Origin of the sequence: Butyrivibrio sp. WCD3002, assembly GCF_000424265.1 — a bacterium.
In the GTDB taxonomy this organism is placed as follows: Bacteria; Bacillota; Clostridia; order Lachnospirales; family Lachnospiraceae; genus Butyrivibrio.
In genome coordinates this window covers 414,025-428,780 of sequence record NZ_AUJO01000001.1, presented here as the reverse complement: position 1 = coordinate 428,780, position 14,756 = coordinate 414,025, and the positions used below count along the sequence as shown (strand labels likewise).

The 14,756-nt window shown below is 40.0% G+C and carries 11 protein-coding genes; all 11 read right to left on the bottom strand.

Annotated elements, in window-relative coordinates; translation table 11 throughout:
• Positions 1 to 34: 34 nt before the first annotated feature.
• Entirely contained in the window at positions 35 to 922 is an 888-nt protein-coding gene (locus G608_RS0101760) for a YicC/YloC family endoribonuclease (RefSeq protein ID WP_026494567.1), read from the bottom strand.
• Positions 923 to 1,081: 159 nt separating this feature from the next.
• Entirely contained in the window at positions 1,082 to 2,875 is a 1,794-nt protein-coding gene (locus G608_RS0101755; RefSeq protein ID WP_026494566.1) for an Rqc2 family fibronectin-binding protein, read from the bottom strand.
• A 42-nt stretch (positions 2,876 to 2,917) separates the two neighbouring features.
• Positions 2,918 to 4,564, bottom strand: coding sequence for a putative polysaccharide biosynthesis protein (locus tag G608_RS0101750; RefSeq protein ID WP_026494565.1), 1,647 nt, complete (start codon positions 4,562 to 4,564; stop codon positions 2,918 to 2,920).
• Positions 4,565 to 4,570: 6 nt separating this feature from the next.
• Positions 4,571 to 6,016 carry a glycogen synthase GlgA gene (gene glgA, locus G608_RS0101745; protein ID WP_026494564.1) on the bottom strand — a complete coding sequence of 482 codons (1,446 nt, stop codon included), beginning with the start codon at positions 6,014 to 6,016 and terminating at the stop codon, positions 4,571 to 4,573.
• Positions 6,017 to 6,031: 15 nt separating this feature from the next.
• Positions 6,032 to 7,126, bottom strand: a complete 1,095-nt coding sequence (trpS, locus tag G608_RS0101740; RefSeq protein ID WP_026494563.1) for a tryptophan--tRNA ligase — start codon at positions 7,124 to 7,126, stop codon at positions 6,032 to 6,034.
• Between the two features lie 50 nt (positions 7,127 to 7,176).
• Positions 7,177 to 8,364: a cobalt-precorrin-5B (C(1))-methyltransferase gene (locus G608_RS0101735; protein WP_026494562.1), complete on the bottom strand. Its 1,188-nt coding sequence runs from the start codon at positions 8,362 to 8,364 to the stop codon at positions 7,177 to 7,179.
• Between the two features lie 367 nt (positions 8,365 to 8,731).
• The gene (gene rho, locus G608_RS0101725) at positions 8,732 to 10,240 is read right to left on the bottom strand and encodes a transcription termination factor Rho (protein WP_026494561.1); all 1,509 of its coding nucleotides are present in this window, start codon (positions 10,238 to 10,240) and stop codon (positions 8,732 to 8,734) included.
• Between the two features lie 157 nt (positions 10,241 to 10,397).
• The gene (locus G608_RS0101720; protein ID WP_026494560.1) at positions 10,398 to 10,697 is read right to left on the bottom strand and encodes a hypothetical protein; all 300 of its coding nucleotides are present in this window, start codon (positions 10,695 to 10,697) and stop codon (positions 10,398 to 10,400) included.
• A gap of 82 nt (positions 10,698 to 10,779) precedes the next feature.
• The gene (locus G608_RS0101715; protein ID WP_026494559.1) at positions 10,780 to 11,691 is read right to left on the bottom strand and encodes an SPFH domain-containing protein; all 912 of its coding nucleotides are present in this window, start codon (positions 11,689 to 11,691) and stop codon (positions 10,780 to 10,782) included.
• Positions 11,692 to 11,708: 17 nt separating this feature from the next.
• Positions 11,709 to 12,161, bottom strand: a complete 453-nt coding sequence (locus G608_RS0101710; RefSeq protein ID WP_051208705.1) for an NfeD family protein — start codon at positions 12,159 to 12,161, stop codon at positions 11,709 to 11,711.
• Between the two features lie 27 nt (positions 12,162 to 12,188).
• Complete coding sequence (locus G608_RS0101705) at positions 12,189 to 14,729, bottom strand: ABC transporter substrate-binding protein (protein ID WP_026494557.1); 2,541 nt, start codon at positions 14,727 to 14,729, stop codon at positions 12,189 to 12,191.
• Between the last annotated feature and the right edge of the window lie 27 nt (positions 14,730 to 14,756).

The window sequence follows — 14,756 nt, the reverse complement described above, 5'->3', positions numbered from 1 at the left end:
ATAATACCACAAAACTACAGGTAATGACAAGCATTTATTCAATATTCTGAATCTGCTCACGGACTTTTTCGACATCGGTCTTTAAGGATATTCCGCGATCAGAAATTTCAAGGTCAGTTGACTTGGAAAGAATTGTATTTGATTCTCTGTTCATCTCCTGTGCAAGGAAATCAAGCTTTCTTCCGATTCCGTCCTTGTCATCGCCCTTATTAAGCTCATCCTTCATGGCTTTGATATGACTGCGAAGTCTGACAAGCTCCTCATCAACAGATACCTTATCTGCGTAAAGTGTAACCTCCATAATAAGTCTGTTCTCATCAACAGCTTTATCTTCAAGAAGCTCCTTAACCTTATCGCGAAGTCTGTTTCTGTATTCATCAATAATGATAGGTGATCTTTCAGTTATGAATTCTACGCTGTCCATCATATTGGAAAGCTTCTCTTCCAGATCCTGACGGAGGAACTCACCCTCTCTTGATCTGGATGCCGCGAACTCTTCGCCTGCGCCGTCAACTGTCTTCTTAAGAGACTCCCACATCTCATCTTCATTGGGCTCAACATCTTCCATACTGAAAACATCGGGATATTTTGATAATGTTGATACTCTGATATCATTATCAATTCCAAAATCCTCTGCCATCTGCTTTAAATATGTAAGATACTCTCCGGCGATAGCTTTGTTGTACTTAACCTTTGAATCGGTTTCTGAAAAATCTTCATAGGATATGAAAACATCAACCTTACCACGCTTAATGAATTTCTTAAGCTCATTTCTGATCTTGGATTCCAAAGCATTGAATTTCTTTGGCATCTTGATATTGATATCAAGATATCGGTTATTAACCGACTTCATCTCAACTGTAAATTTGTGCTTCTCATCTGCTACTTCACAGCGTCCGTAGCCTGTCATACTGCAAACCATAAACCCTCCTAAATATCCAAATGTTTTTTGCTATAAAAATACATTCCGGATATTTCTATTTTTAACTACATTTTTAATAGAAATATCTTATTTAATGATATGTGACAACGCAGTATTAGTCAATGTTTTAGCTATTTTTAATACACAATTTAATGAATATTACTCTACTTCCTTCAAAGCCGATATATCCGTTCCGATAACCATGGAATAATTGGTGTAGTAAACCACAAATCCGGGCTTTGCTCCTCCCGGTTTTTTGACATCTTTTCTCTTAAGATAATCAATCTCTACCTTGTCCTGCTCTCTACCCTTTGAGTAATAGGCAGCCAGAGCTGCAGCTTCTTCAAACGCTCTGTCCGGCACTTCCCGTCCCTCTGTTATAAGAACCACATGGGATCCGGGAATTTTCTTTGCATGAAACCACCAGTCACCACCATTAGCCACCTTAAAAGTAAGCTCATCATTCTGATAGTTGTTCTTACCCACATAGATGTGGAATCCGTCACTGCTGATATAGTGAAAAGGCTTACTCTTGGATTTCTGTGAACGGTTCTGTTTTCCGTTTTTACCTTTTCCGCTTATTCTGTCGGCTGCACTTCCCTTAATGTAGCCGCCTTCAATAAGCTCCCTTCTGATATCCGTAAGATCCTCTTCCTGCCTTGCAATATCCAGAGCTGCAGAAATTGATTCAAGATGAGATACAGTATCGGAAACCTCCTTCATCTGAACCTCTAAAGCCTCAGCTGTACGCTTCATCTTTGTGTATTTATCAAAATACTTCTTAGCGTTCTGCGCTATTGTAAGGGTTGGATCAAGTGTGATCTTAACATCTTTTCCTGTGTTGTAATCATTAACGGTAATAGATGTAGCCTCAGGCTCAGCGCTATAGCCATAAACCGTAAGAAGCTCGCCGTATACTCTGTATTTATCCTTTTTCTCAGTGTCCTTAAGCTGATTTGTCTGTAAATCCAGTGTTCTGATATTTCTCTCAAGAACAGTACTTACAACCTTTCTAAGATCAGCAGACTTTTGTCTAATTCTTGTAACTGCATTTTTTTCTGAATAAAAATGTGTGAGCAGCTCTGAAATATCATCAAATTCCCTATAATCAGAATCATCACCGCTATGATACATAGTAAGAGAAATTGCGGCGTATTCCTTGGGCTTATCGTTTATATAAATAAGCTCCGGCGTGAACTTGCCATCCTTTACAAGTCCCATTACCTCATCAAACGCTGACCACAGCTTTTCGCATTCGTCATTTTCGAGAGCAATTGCTGATTTATCGGCGTCAACTCCGGCTCTGAAGCATATTTCCTGTGAAATAACAGGCGAAAGTCCCGTAAAGCTACCATAAAACGCCTTAAAAACAGGCTGTCCTTTGGATGAAATAAGTCCCATAAATTCATCCCTTGAGCATTCAAGAGGATTTAATTTACTTTGGGTATCCGGAACAAAATATTCTCTTCCCGGCAAAACCTCTCTAACAGAGCTTACACTTGAGGGAATGTGCTTTATTGCATCAATTATCCTGTTGTCCTCGTCAACAAAAATTATATTGCTGTATTTTCCCATGAGCTCTATAAGAAGAGTCTTATGCCTTAAATCTCCCATTTCATCCAGATGCTCAATTTCAATTCTTATAATTCTCTCAAGAGATGGCTGATCAATAGAGATTATCTTGCCATTTTGAATATGCTTTCTTAAAAGCATGCAAAAATTAGGCGCAGTCATGGGGCTCTGTTTATTCTCATCTGTCAGATAAACAAGAGGCAGCGATGCATCAGAAGACATGAAAAGTCTCCTCTGACCACCGCCGTTTTCAACAGCCTTTCTGACAGTGATAAGAAGCTCGTCCTTCTCTGTCTGTGCAATTTTATATAGTCTGCCGCCAATAAGCTCAGCCTTTAAATCTCTCACAATATTGGCAACAGTTAAGCCATCAAATGCCATATTAAACCTTCCTGTAAAAATATAAAGCCAAATTACTACAAATTACATGATGTGAACCTTCTTAAGCAACCTTATCATGCTTGTGCCCTTCGGAAATGAAACAAGTTCATTCTCGGTGACAGCTTTTGTTTTTACCATCATCACTGCATATACCAATACCGCTGCAAAAATAGCAAAAAGCACAGCTGCCAGATTCACAAAATAATCGCTTTTCAGAATAAATCTAATCAAAAATTCAAACAGCTCATAAACTCCAAATGCCACTCCGCCCATAACCACAGCTGATATTCCGGGAAGCAGATAAAGCTTTTTATAATTCTGATGTACGTCAAGGGATCTGCCTATGGCAAAACCATTTAGAATGCACATCATTAGTGAGTAAATTATTGTAACTATAGCCAGAGATTTATTCCCAAGGTCTGTATAAAGCAGTAGCAAAACAAGGACTACTGTCTGTACAGCCAGCGCAATTGCTGCGTTTATAACAGGAATATTCACTCTTCCAATGCCCTGCAAAATTGCATTGCTGACAGTAGATAGCGAATAAAAAACTACAGTAATTGCAAGAAACTGCATCAAAACTCCCGCTTCATGCAGCGTAGACTTCTGCGGAAAGAGAAGCATAAGTATAGGCTCAGAAAGTGCAAATAGTCCTGCTGCAGAAGGTATAGCTATCATCATTACTATTCTGTTTACCTTAGCCACTAGCTCAGCTGTACCATCGTAATTTTTTTGAGCATAATAGGTAGATATGCTGGGCATAATAGTAGCTGCGGCAGCTGATGCTATCCTTATAGGAAAATTTGTTATCACAACCGCTTTACTTGAATATACTCCAAATCTTGTAATGACCTCATTGTGCGGAAGTCCCTTTGTGCCGGTCATTATCTTAGAAAAGAGTGTCTGATTAAGTGATGTTGATAACTGATAAATAAACGTACTGAAGATAAAAGGTGTAACAAACATAATAATCATGAGAAAAATCTCTTTATAGGTCATATCCTCATGATGGTCATGGATAACCTTCCTTTTAATAAAATCCCTGTTTATGTTGTAAACAAGGAACATGAAAAGAAGCGCAATAACCACACCGGATCCGGTTCCCAGAGCGCTTCCTATTGCACCGTACATGGCTCTTGTTGACTCATCATAGCCCTTTGAAAGTGCAAATCTTACAAGAAAATATGCTCCGCCAACAGAAACAACTGCATTCAGGATCTGCTCTGCAAGCTGAGATACACTTGTAGGAATCATTGTCCTGTGGGCCTGAAAATAGCCTCTCAAAACTCCAAGAGGACCAAATATAAAAATTATAGGTGCAAATACACGAACAACAGGAATTGAATATCCGTCAAGGAAAAGAGGGGCCCCAAAGAAAACAAAAAGACTTCCCAACCCTCCCATTACGCACACATAAAGAAGCGCACAGTGAAAAATTCGCTGTGCGTTGCGATACTCGTGAACAGCCAGCTTCTGGGAAATGATCTTACTCATTGCAGAAGGAATGCTATAGGACGAAATAAGCAATACAATATTATAAATGTTGTAAGCGCTGCTGTAATAACCGTTACCCTCATCTCCTATGATTCCGGTCAGAGGGCCGCGATATAACAGACCAATTACGCTACAAATTAAACCGGCTGATGCAAGGATTCCTCCCTGCACCAGCATACTTTTCTTTTTACTCATAATAAATTAAGGTCTAAGCCAATCGTACATCTCCTGATATTTGGAAGCTGATACCTTCCAAGAGAAATTGGCAGCCATCGCTCTATCAATCATCTTATTCCACTCACGCTTGTTATCGTAGAATACACGCTCTGCTTCGCGCACAGTATGCATCATTTCATGAGCGTTGTAATTAAGGAATCCGAAGCCTGTGCCCTTACTCTCGAACTGATTGTAGGGTTCAACAGTATCTGTAAGTCCTCCTGTCTGTCTGACAATCGGAATAGTTCCGTATCTGAGTGCCATAAGCTGTGAAAGTCCGCAGGGCTCAAACAGTGACGGCATAAGGAAGGCATCGGATGCTGCATAAATCTTATGTGACAAAGGATTTGAGTAATAGATATTAGCGGAAATCTTGTCACTGTATTTCCATGCAAAATGACGGAACATATTCTCGTACTGCTCTTCACCTGTACCGAGAACAACCACCTGAATGGCATCCTGACAAAGCTCATCAAGAACATAGGCGATAAGGTCAAAGCCCTTTTGATCGGTAAGACGTGAAATTATACCGATCATCATGATCTTATCATCCTCAGGAAGGCCAAGCTCTCTCTGAAGTGCTCTCTTGTTCTTAGACTTTTCTTTCCTGAAGTTAATCGCATTGTAAGGATGATCAAGGAATTTATCCGTCTCAGGATTAAATTCGCCATAATCGATACCATTTACAATACCTCTAAGATCGTTGGTACGTGCTCTTAAAAGGCCGTCAAGACCTTCTCCGTAAAATTCGGTCTTGATCTCTTCAGCATAGGTGCTGCTTACAGTTGTGATGGCATCGGCATATACGATACCTCCCTTCAAAAGATTGGCATCCTTGTAGTAGCCAAGCTTATCCGGTGTGAAATAATAATCAGGAAGTCCTGTAATATCCTGAACATCCTTTGCGTCCCACTTACCCTGGAACTTAAGATTGTGGATTGTCATTATTGACTTAATACCACGGAAAAATTCATTACCCTGGAATCTCTCCTTGAGATATACAGGAATAAGTCCTGTCTGCCAGTCATGACAGTGAATTATATCCGGTCTAAAGCCAATTACAGGAAGAATTGAAAGTGAAGCTTTGCTGAAGAACGCAAATTTTTCAATCTCCCAAAGTACATCTCCGCCATAGGGAGCCATACCGCTAAAGAAGTATTCGTTATCAATAAAATAATACTTAATGCCTTCTACTTCGGCATAGAAAATTCCAACATATTCACTTTTCCAGTGAAAATCCATGTAAAAGTTGGAGACATACTCAAGCTTATCCTTCATCTCCTGTGACATACATGAGTATTTGGGAAGAACAACACGTACGTCAAAGTATCTGGGATCAAGCTCCTTTGGAAGTGAACCTACAACATCAGCGAGTCCTCCTGTTTTAATAAAAGGTACACCTTCAGATGCTACAAATAAAATGTTCTTCATGCGAAGCCTCCATTTTTAGTCATTATTTTCCTGATATTTTGCTGACTGCATAGCAATCAATTCTTCATCACTGAAGTAGTCGATCTTCATTGCCTTCTTTACATCGCTGAGAGTCTGTGCAGCTCTCTCCTCGGCAACCTCAGATCCCTTTTTAAGAACATCATAAACGTAAGGAATGTCCTTCTGGAACTCTTCTCTGCGCTTTCTGATGGGCTCAAGCTCAGCCTGAAGAACGTTGTTAAGGAACTTCTTAACCTTAACATCACCAAGACCGCCTCTCTGATAATGAGCCTTCATCTCATCAAGATTAGCATAATCAGGAGCAAACTCAGCAAAATGCTCATCTCTTGCAAAAGCTGTAAGATAAATGAATACAGGATTATTTTCAACTTCACCCGGATCCTCAACTCTTAAGTGATTGGGATCGGTGAACATGCTCATAACCTTTTTCTTTATGGATTCCGGAGACTCTGAAAGGTAGATGCAGTTACCGATAGATTTACTCATCTTAGCCTGTCCGTCTGTACCGGGAAGTCTGAGACATGCCTTATTATCAGGCAAAAGAATCTTCGGCTCTACAAGAGCTTCGCCATAAATTGAATTGAACTTATGCACAATCTCTCTGCACTGCTCTATCATAGGCTCCTGATCCTCACCTACAGGAACAGTTGTTGCCTTAAAAGCAGTAATATCCGCAGCCTGGCTGATAGGATATGTAAAAAATCCTACAGGAATGCTTGCTTTAAAATCACGCATCTGGATTTCAGATTTTACTGTGGGATTTCTCTGAAGTCTTGCTACTGTAACAAGATTCATGTAATAGAAAGAAAGCTCAGTGAGTTCAGGTATCTGTGACTGCACAAACAAAGTGCTCTTTGCAGGATCAAGTCCAACCGCAAGATAATCAAGAGCAACCTCAATTATATTCTGTCTTACCTTTTCGGGATTCTCCGCATTATCTGTAAGAGCCTGTGCATCAGCGATCATGATGAAAATATCATCAAACTCTCCTGAGTTCTGCAGCTCAACCCTTCTTCTCAGTGATCCGACATAATGACCAATGTGAAGCTTACCTGTCGGACGGTCGCCGGTCAATATTACTTTAGACATAACTTTTTCCATCTCCTTAATGATTTACTAAAATATTATACCACGAAATCTCATGGTTTTTTAATAGAAAGTGCAAACTGTTCCCTACTAACTGCAGCAAGAACATTTGACATATTAGGAGTCTGTCCAAGGACCCCATATTCCTGATGAATAGGCACTACCCCAAAGCCCATTGGCTTCCCGCCTATTCTGTTTTGCATATAGTCACCGATTTTTGTACAAACACTGTTCATAACAGCATCACGGATTCCCCATTCCGTAAGCTTAGCAAGCATCTGATCAGTGGTTGCAAGCTCCTGAAGTATTCTTGCCTGTGAAATTGTTCCGCCGGCCAAAACCGTGTGGAGCGAAAGAACTTCTCGCCTTCCATCGGCAGTCCAGGTGTGTGTATCCATAATTCCTGCCGCAAGTCTTATAAGTTTTGAACAGTTACCTACAAGCAGGAAATTTTCCATTCCTATGGCAGCGGCCATATCTATGGCATTTCCTATATAATTACGGCACCTGATACAATGAGTCATCGAAATATGTACCGCTTCCTGAACATATTTATGCCCGGCATTTCCCGGTACAGCAATTATATTTCTGATTCCCCTGTCATATTGATCCTCAAGAGAATTGGCAATTTCAATAAGAATCTCGTTTTGAGATGTAGGCACAATATTTCCGCCACTTCCAAGGATCATATTCTGTTGCGGTGAATTATTAAACGCTACAGTAGAAACCTTTATCATCAAAAGCGGCATAACATCTGCGAATCGTACCACATCAGCTACCGCCTGGAAAATTACATTTCTTGCATCTTTATCGATTGCTGCATAAGCCATAAGACCTATTTCATTAGTTTCAGCAAGTCTCAAAATTCCATCCATACCATCAAGGTAAAGATTTATGTATTGAGGTTTTATGTAAACTCTTTCGGGAATTTCAGCTAGTTTTCTAACTCTCTCAACGCTCACGTGAATTTCCGCAGCATTCATAAGCCCCTGAACTCTGGAACCATTAAGTACAACAGCATATTCACGAATAGCAGTATTCTCAGGGTGAGGAATAAATCTAATGGGAACATCTACGATCCTTCCATCATCCCTTTGAAATTCAACACTTTCATAAGTAATACGAAGAAGCAATGCTGCAGCCGCAGCTTTTGCGGCAATTGCAGCTAATGCACCGCCGGATAGGCCAAGACCATTTGAAAAAACGTTATCGTTTTTTTGAACAACATCTACGTTTCCCAAAAAGCGTTCCTCCTTACTTTTTCTATATAGATCAAGTATATCATATTCACGATATCTCGTGTTTTCTTTCATATAGTCTTTAATAAAATTTACAAAATCTCGTTTTTTGTTATTTTTAATTTCGAGTTATTTTATACTTAGTTTATGTTTTGTCCATATTCTGTACAAATTTTCCACGTATCATGAATGTAACAGGAGTTAGAACTTCTGACTCCCCCAACAAAACTTTTTTCATACCGGGTTGTCTGGTTCCCCACCGGACAACCCCTCCTCCCAAAATTCCGAACACGAAAGTGTTCTTTTTTTTATGGCCTTAAATGGTATAAAAATGAGACACACCTTTCGGCATGTCTCTTCAAAATTCAATTTAGTTATATCTCATCTGCTTTTCAACCATTCTGATGAATTCATTATTATTTCTGGTCTTAGCAAACATATTTATGCACTGATCAACAGCTTCGTCAGCCTTCATTCCGTTAAAGCCCTTTCTGAGGGTATTAACAGCTGCAAGCTCATCAGGCTTAAGGAGAAGATCCTCTCTTCTTGTGCTGGACTTGGCAATGTTGATTGCAGGGAATATTCTCTTTTCCTGCATCTTTCTGTCAAGAACCATTTCCATGTTACCTGTACCCTTGAATTCCTCGTAGATAACATCATCCATCTTAGAGCCTGTCTCAATAAGTGCAGTTGCAAGGATTGTAAGGCTTCCGCCCTCCTTCATATTTCTCGCAGCACCAAAGAATCTCTTAGGCATATGAAGAGCTGCGGGATCAAGACCACCTGAAAGTGTTCTTCCTGACGGAGGAACAACGATGTTATAGGCTCTTGTAAGTCTTGTGATTGAATCAAGGAGAATCATTACGTCCTTATTGTGCTCAACAAGGCGCTTAGCCCTCTCGATAACCATCTCGGATACTCTCTTGTGGTGCTCAGGAAGCTCATCGAATGTAGAATAGATAACCTCTACATTAGGGCCTTCAATGCACTCCTTGATATCCGTAACTTCCTCAGGACGCTCATCGATAAGAAGAATGATAAGATGAATGTCAGGATTGTTTCTCTTTACTGACATTGCAACATCCTTAAGGAGTGTTGTTTTACCGGCTTTAGGAGGTGATACGATCATACCACGCTGGCCCTTACCGATAGGTGAAATGAGGTCCATGATTCTCATAGCAATTGAAGATCCGGGATACTCAAGAACAATCTGTCTGTTAGGGAAAATTGGAGTCATATTCTCAAAATTCCAACGCCCCATTGCGATTTCGGGCTTGTATCCGTTTATTGTATTGAGCTGAAGAAGTGCTCCGAATTTATCGCTTTCTTTCTTCTGACGACTGATACCTGCAAGAATATCACCAGTTTTAAGGTTATACTTTCTGATCATAGCAGGCGCTACATAAACATCATTTTCACCGGGAAGGAAGTTTTCACAGCGGATAAATCCAAATCCATCCTGCATAACCTCGAGAATACCGTTTGCAGGAATACCATTTGCAAGCTCTTCCTCTGAAACGCCGTCATCCTTCTTGGTATTTTCTTTCTCTTCAGCCTTAGCCTCTACAGGCTTCTTAGCTTCCGGAGCCTTATGCTCATCGCGGTCTTCGCGTTCAGCAGGCTTTGCTTCAGACTTAGCTGATGAATCTGTAGTTATAACAATCTTCTTTTTAACAGTCTTAGCAGCAGTCTTTCTTGGCTTTTCTGCAGGAGCCTCCGCTTCTTTCTTTTCAGCTGCTTCGCTGGCTTTCTTTTCAGCAATTTCAAGCAGAGCATCGATAAGCTCTGATTTTTTCATAGTTGTGACGCTTTTAACACCATTCTGCTTTGCAAGGTCTCTTAAGGACGCAAGTGTAAGTGTCTCTAATTTCTCTCTCAAACTAATTACCCTTTCTTTTTATAAAACAAATTAACTAATTTTTTCAAACCATATCAATGTGGAAATTAAAACGGAACAATAGAATATAGTCTACTGACTAAAGACACAATACATCATAAAAAGAATAAATGCAACAAAAAAATGAAAATATAAGAAATTATTCAGAATTAGATTTACCGCCGTCAATCATAATACCGATGGCTTCCATGGCAACCTCGTAAAGTGTAGCCATCTGTTTGGCACCCTCATCATCCATCTCCGCAAGCTTATTATACTGCGCAGTGAAATAATTTTTGGCCTGTACTACAGTAGCATTACTGATAACTCTGCCATTACTCATAATGGTACCGGTCTCGGAATTGTACTTACCTGTAGCACTCTTCTTTTGAGCATCACCCATTCCCATGGACTGAGCCAGCGAATGAATAAGAGCTTCTCTACCTTTATTATCAGACATAATCTTTTCCCCTCGTTAGATTATATTTGTATTAAGCCGGAAGTCACCATAAGATGACTTTCCGGCATATACTTCAAAAATATCAGCTCTTTACAACTTCCTTAATGGATTCGGCAAGACCTGCAACACCTGCAATATTGCTAGGTACAATAATCTTTGTAGCCTGACCGTTAGCAGCCTTTTCAAATGCCTCAAGGCTCTTGATGGTAAGAACAGACTCATCTGCTCCGGCTTCCTTAAGCATCATAATACCGTCAGCGTTAGCCTTCTGTACGTTTCTGATAGCTTCAGCCTGACCTTCAGCTTCTCTGATCTGCTTTTCCTTCATAGCTTCAGCCTGAAGAATTGTAGCCTGCTTATCAGCCTCTGCCTGAAGGATCTTACTCTGCTTTTCACCTTCTGCTACAGTTATAGCTGACTGCTTCTCACCTTCTGCGAAAAGAATCTTTTCTCTCTTTTCACGCTCTGCCTTCATCTGCTTCTCCATGGCATCACGAATCTGCTCCGGAGGATTGATGTTTTTAAGCTCAACACGAGTAATTTTGATACCCCAGGGATCAGTAGCGATATCAAGTGCATCCTGCATCTGAGCGTTGATCTGATCACGGCTGGTAAGTGTCTCATCAAGTGTAAGTGATCCAATTACGTTACGAAGTGTTGTTGCTGTAAGATTTTCAATAGCACCGATAGGATTGCGAACACCGTATGCATAAGCCTTGGGGTCCGAAATACGGAAGAATACAATTGAATCAATCTGCATTGTTACGTTATCCTGAGTGATAACGGGCTGAGGCGGGAAATCACAATACTGCTCTTTAAGATCCACTTTTCTTGCAACCTTATCAATAAAAGGAATCATAAAGTGAAGACCGACATCCCATGTCTCCTTGTACGCACCAAGACGCTCAACAATAAATGAATGAGCCTGAGGAACAATCTTGATGTTCATGGCAATCAGAACAAGAATAAGAATAATAGCAATAAAATATGGCATACCTTTTCCTCCTAAAATTATTCTTTATTTACAAATAATTTATTTCCCTCAACTCTTTGAATGACAACTGTTTCCCCAACTGCTATATTTTCGCCATCATTCACACTTCTGGCATTCCATGTAGTTCCATCCATCTGGACAGTTCCGGTTTCAGAAGTATTATCTATTGCCGCAGTCACCTTAACTTTTCTGCCAACCACTGCATCAATGTTAGTTTTAGATATCTTACTATTAAGATACTTCATTGAAAGCGGTCTTACAAGCAAAAGTGATGCTATTGAAACAAGAATAAACACAACTATCTGAAGAGGGACCGATGCACTGCAAATAGCAAGAATAAATGCTGCAAATGCACCTAAAGCAAACCATATTGTAGATAGTCCAAGTGTGAAAATCTCAATCACAGCCAGCACTATCGTAGCCAAAAGCCAAAACGTCTGCGGGTTTAAATTAAATAAGCTGTTATACATACGGTTCACTCCTCCCCTTAATAGTTATTAAGAAATCTCGTTTACGTAAATCTGAACACGGCTCTGAATAATATCAGCAACCTCTGCAGCTGACTTCTGACCACTGAAATATGCTGCAGCTTCTTCTTTTATTATCTTATTAACTTCTTCGTTGTAGTTACCTACCTGATCAATGGATCCGAGATAATCGATAAGCTCCTGAACCTCATCCTTTGTCATAGGATCAATGATAATCTCGCTGTCACCGATGTAATAAGTATCGTCATATTCTACTTCCTTACCGTTTTCATCGGTATAAGTAGGCTTTTTCTGAGCTGCCTCAGCAAGCTCATTTATTCTCTTCATACTTACAGGCCATGCTGTATCGATATTTTTCTGGTAATCATCTGTAAGGAAATATCTTACAAATTCCCAACAACCATCCTTAACCTTTGAGTTACTGCTGATTGTAAGCTGAAGGTTCGGGAATATAGCAGCACCGGTTCCGTTCTCTGAAGGGAATCCGATAGGAACGATATCTTTTCCGTAAACACCCTTCTCCTCATAATTGATATCGGAGAAACTGCTTATGCTAAGTCTTGATGCAAGTGCTTTTCCTTCTCTCCAGAATGAAGAAGTATCAGCAAAATACTCATCATCCTCAAGCTCCTCAGGGAATTCATTTGCAAATTCCAAAAGGTGAATAAATGCATCTGAATTATAGCTGCAGGTAAGAGTAGACCAGTCAATAAACTGAGAACCTGTAAGGCTCAGAGCCATCTCAAAGAGATCATCTCTTCCAAGAGCACCGAATACATTCTTATAATTTACATTCTTATCTTTGATAAGCTTCTCAAGATCGGCAATTGTCCATGTAGTCTTATCTCCTACATATTCCTTTGCTGTCATGACAGTTTCCACGTAGAAGCTGGGAATCAGCTTGTACATTTTTCCGTCTGTCTTGAATGCTTCCATTACAGTATCAAGATACTCATTCTTAGAGATTTCCTCGTCCTTATTAAAGTAATCGGACATATCAAGGAACAGTCCCTTTGAAATATAACTATCAACAGGCATATCTGTATCAAGGACAAGGATATCCGGGATATTACCTGAAACTATATCAGTATTTAATCTGCTTGAACCGCCAGAATAATTATCATCGGTATCATATTTTGAGTAATCTGAAATTACGATTCTGTACTCATCGTTTTCTTTGTTGAACTTAACAACGTGGCTTCTTACATCATAATCAATATAGTTACAGCCAAGTACGATTGTCTTTTTATCCTTAACCTCTTTAGGATCAACCTTGTTAAGTACAGCAAGAGTATAGGACTCATCTGTAGGAAGCAGGCAATAAAGATCCTTTTCATTTATAGCAGCAAATGAGTAAAGACCATAAATACTGATGTCGGAGTCAACGTAGTTCATAATCATTTTAGGCTCAGCATCGCCAACATTGTATGAAAATACACCTTCTCCGTTTGCAAGTAAAACATCACAACCAATACCTGCTGCAATATTGTACTCATATGCAGGAATTGTGGAGCCCTCAAGATGATTAAGCTTTGCGCCATCGAAATCTAAAGTATAGAACTCCATATTTGTTTCAGTGTTCAGTGTAGCAAGAGCTCCTCCGTCATTCTTTGCATACAAAGCAAAATAATTGCCATTAGAAGAATCGAAATCTTCGCCACAATCAACATCCTTTACAAAGCTGCCATTTTCACTGCTGTAGATATGTATTCCGTTGGAATCCGAAATGGCAACTCCCTTATCTGTAGCTACAAAAGAAGTGATGTAAAAATATGAATCCTCTGATTCCTCAGCATTTATCTTCTCTCTGAAAACTTCTGTTCCATCGCTTGAGTACTTTACGAGATAATATTCTTCTGTACCCATTGCCATGGAACCGCCAATCATTCCACTGTCATCGGTAAAGAACATTTCACCGTCACCGGCATCCTCGAAAGTGCCTTCATCTAATTCTATAACTTCATCATCGCCTTCACCGGGTGTATCAGGTGTGTCCGGTGTATCTGCTGAATCATCAGTATCATCAGTATCATCAGCAGCTTCAGCATCGGAAGCTTCTGTAGGCTCAGCTTCTCCGGAATCGCCACTGCCCTCTGAATCCTCTACACCAAATAAGGAAACAGGGCCATCTGTTTCACCACCTGGAAGAATGTTTCCGCCATATCCGGATTCAATTGTATAAATTGATCCGTCGGGACTTACGGCTACCTGATTTACGCTTGTATAATCGCCACCTGCTATTGAAACCTTTTCAATACCGGTACCGTCGCTATTCATCATGAAAACCATGGTTGAAACATCATTACCGCCATAATAATTGCCGGCAGCATAAATCTTGTCACCGAATGTGCCAATGTAGTTTATTGAATTTGCATCTATGTCACTGCCAAGATTAATATCATTTTCCTTGTAAACATAGTCCTTAACGTTGTGAGTTGCCTCACTTGCATCACTTGATGCTTCCTTTTTCTTACCGCAGCCTGCTGCAGATACAAGCATAATTGCAGCCAGCGATACGCTAAGTACACGCTTCAGATAGAATTTTTTCATAAATAACCTCCATAATGAGAATCGATA

Excerpts from the sequence above, each read along its gene's own strand:
- G608_RS0101705 (WP_026494557.1), bottom strand. The coding sequence starts at position 14,729 with ATGAAAAAATTCTATCTGAAGCGTGTACTTAGCGTATCGCTGGCTGCA.
- G608_RS0101715 (WP_026494559.1), bottom strand. The coding sequence starts at position 11,691 with ATGCCATATTTTATTGCTATTATTCTTATTCTTGTTCTGATTGCCATG.
- G608_RS0101760 (WP_026494567.1), bottom strand. The coding sequence starts at position 922 with ATGGTTTGCAGTATGACAGGCTACGGACGCTGTGAAGTAGCAGATGAG.
- G608_RS0101720 (WP_026494560.1), bottom strand. The coding sequence starts at position 10,697 with ATGTCTGATAATAAAGGTAGAGAAGCTCTTATTCATTCGCTGGCTCAG.
- G608_RS0101750 (WP_026494565.1), bottom strand. The coding sequence starts at position 4,564 with ATGAGTAAAAAGAAAAGTATGCTGGTGCAGGGAGGAATCCTTGCATCA.
- trpS (WP_026494563.1), bottom strand. The coding sequence starts at position 7,126 with ATGTCTAAAGTAATATTGACCGGCGACCGTCCGACAGGTAAGCTTCAC.
- G608_RS0101755 (WP_026494566.1), bottom strand. The coding sequence starts at position 2,875 with ATGGCATTTGATGGCTTAACTGTTGCCAATATTGTGAGAGATTTAAAG.
- glgA (WP_026494564.1), bottom strand. The coding sequence starts at position 6,016 with ATGAAGAACATTTTATTTGTAGCATCTGAAGGTGTACCTTTTATTAAA.
- G608_RS0101710 (WP_051208705.1), bottom strand. The coding sequence starts at position 12,161 with ATGTATAACAGCTTATTTAATTTAAACCCGCAGACGTTTTGGCTTTTG.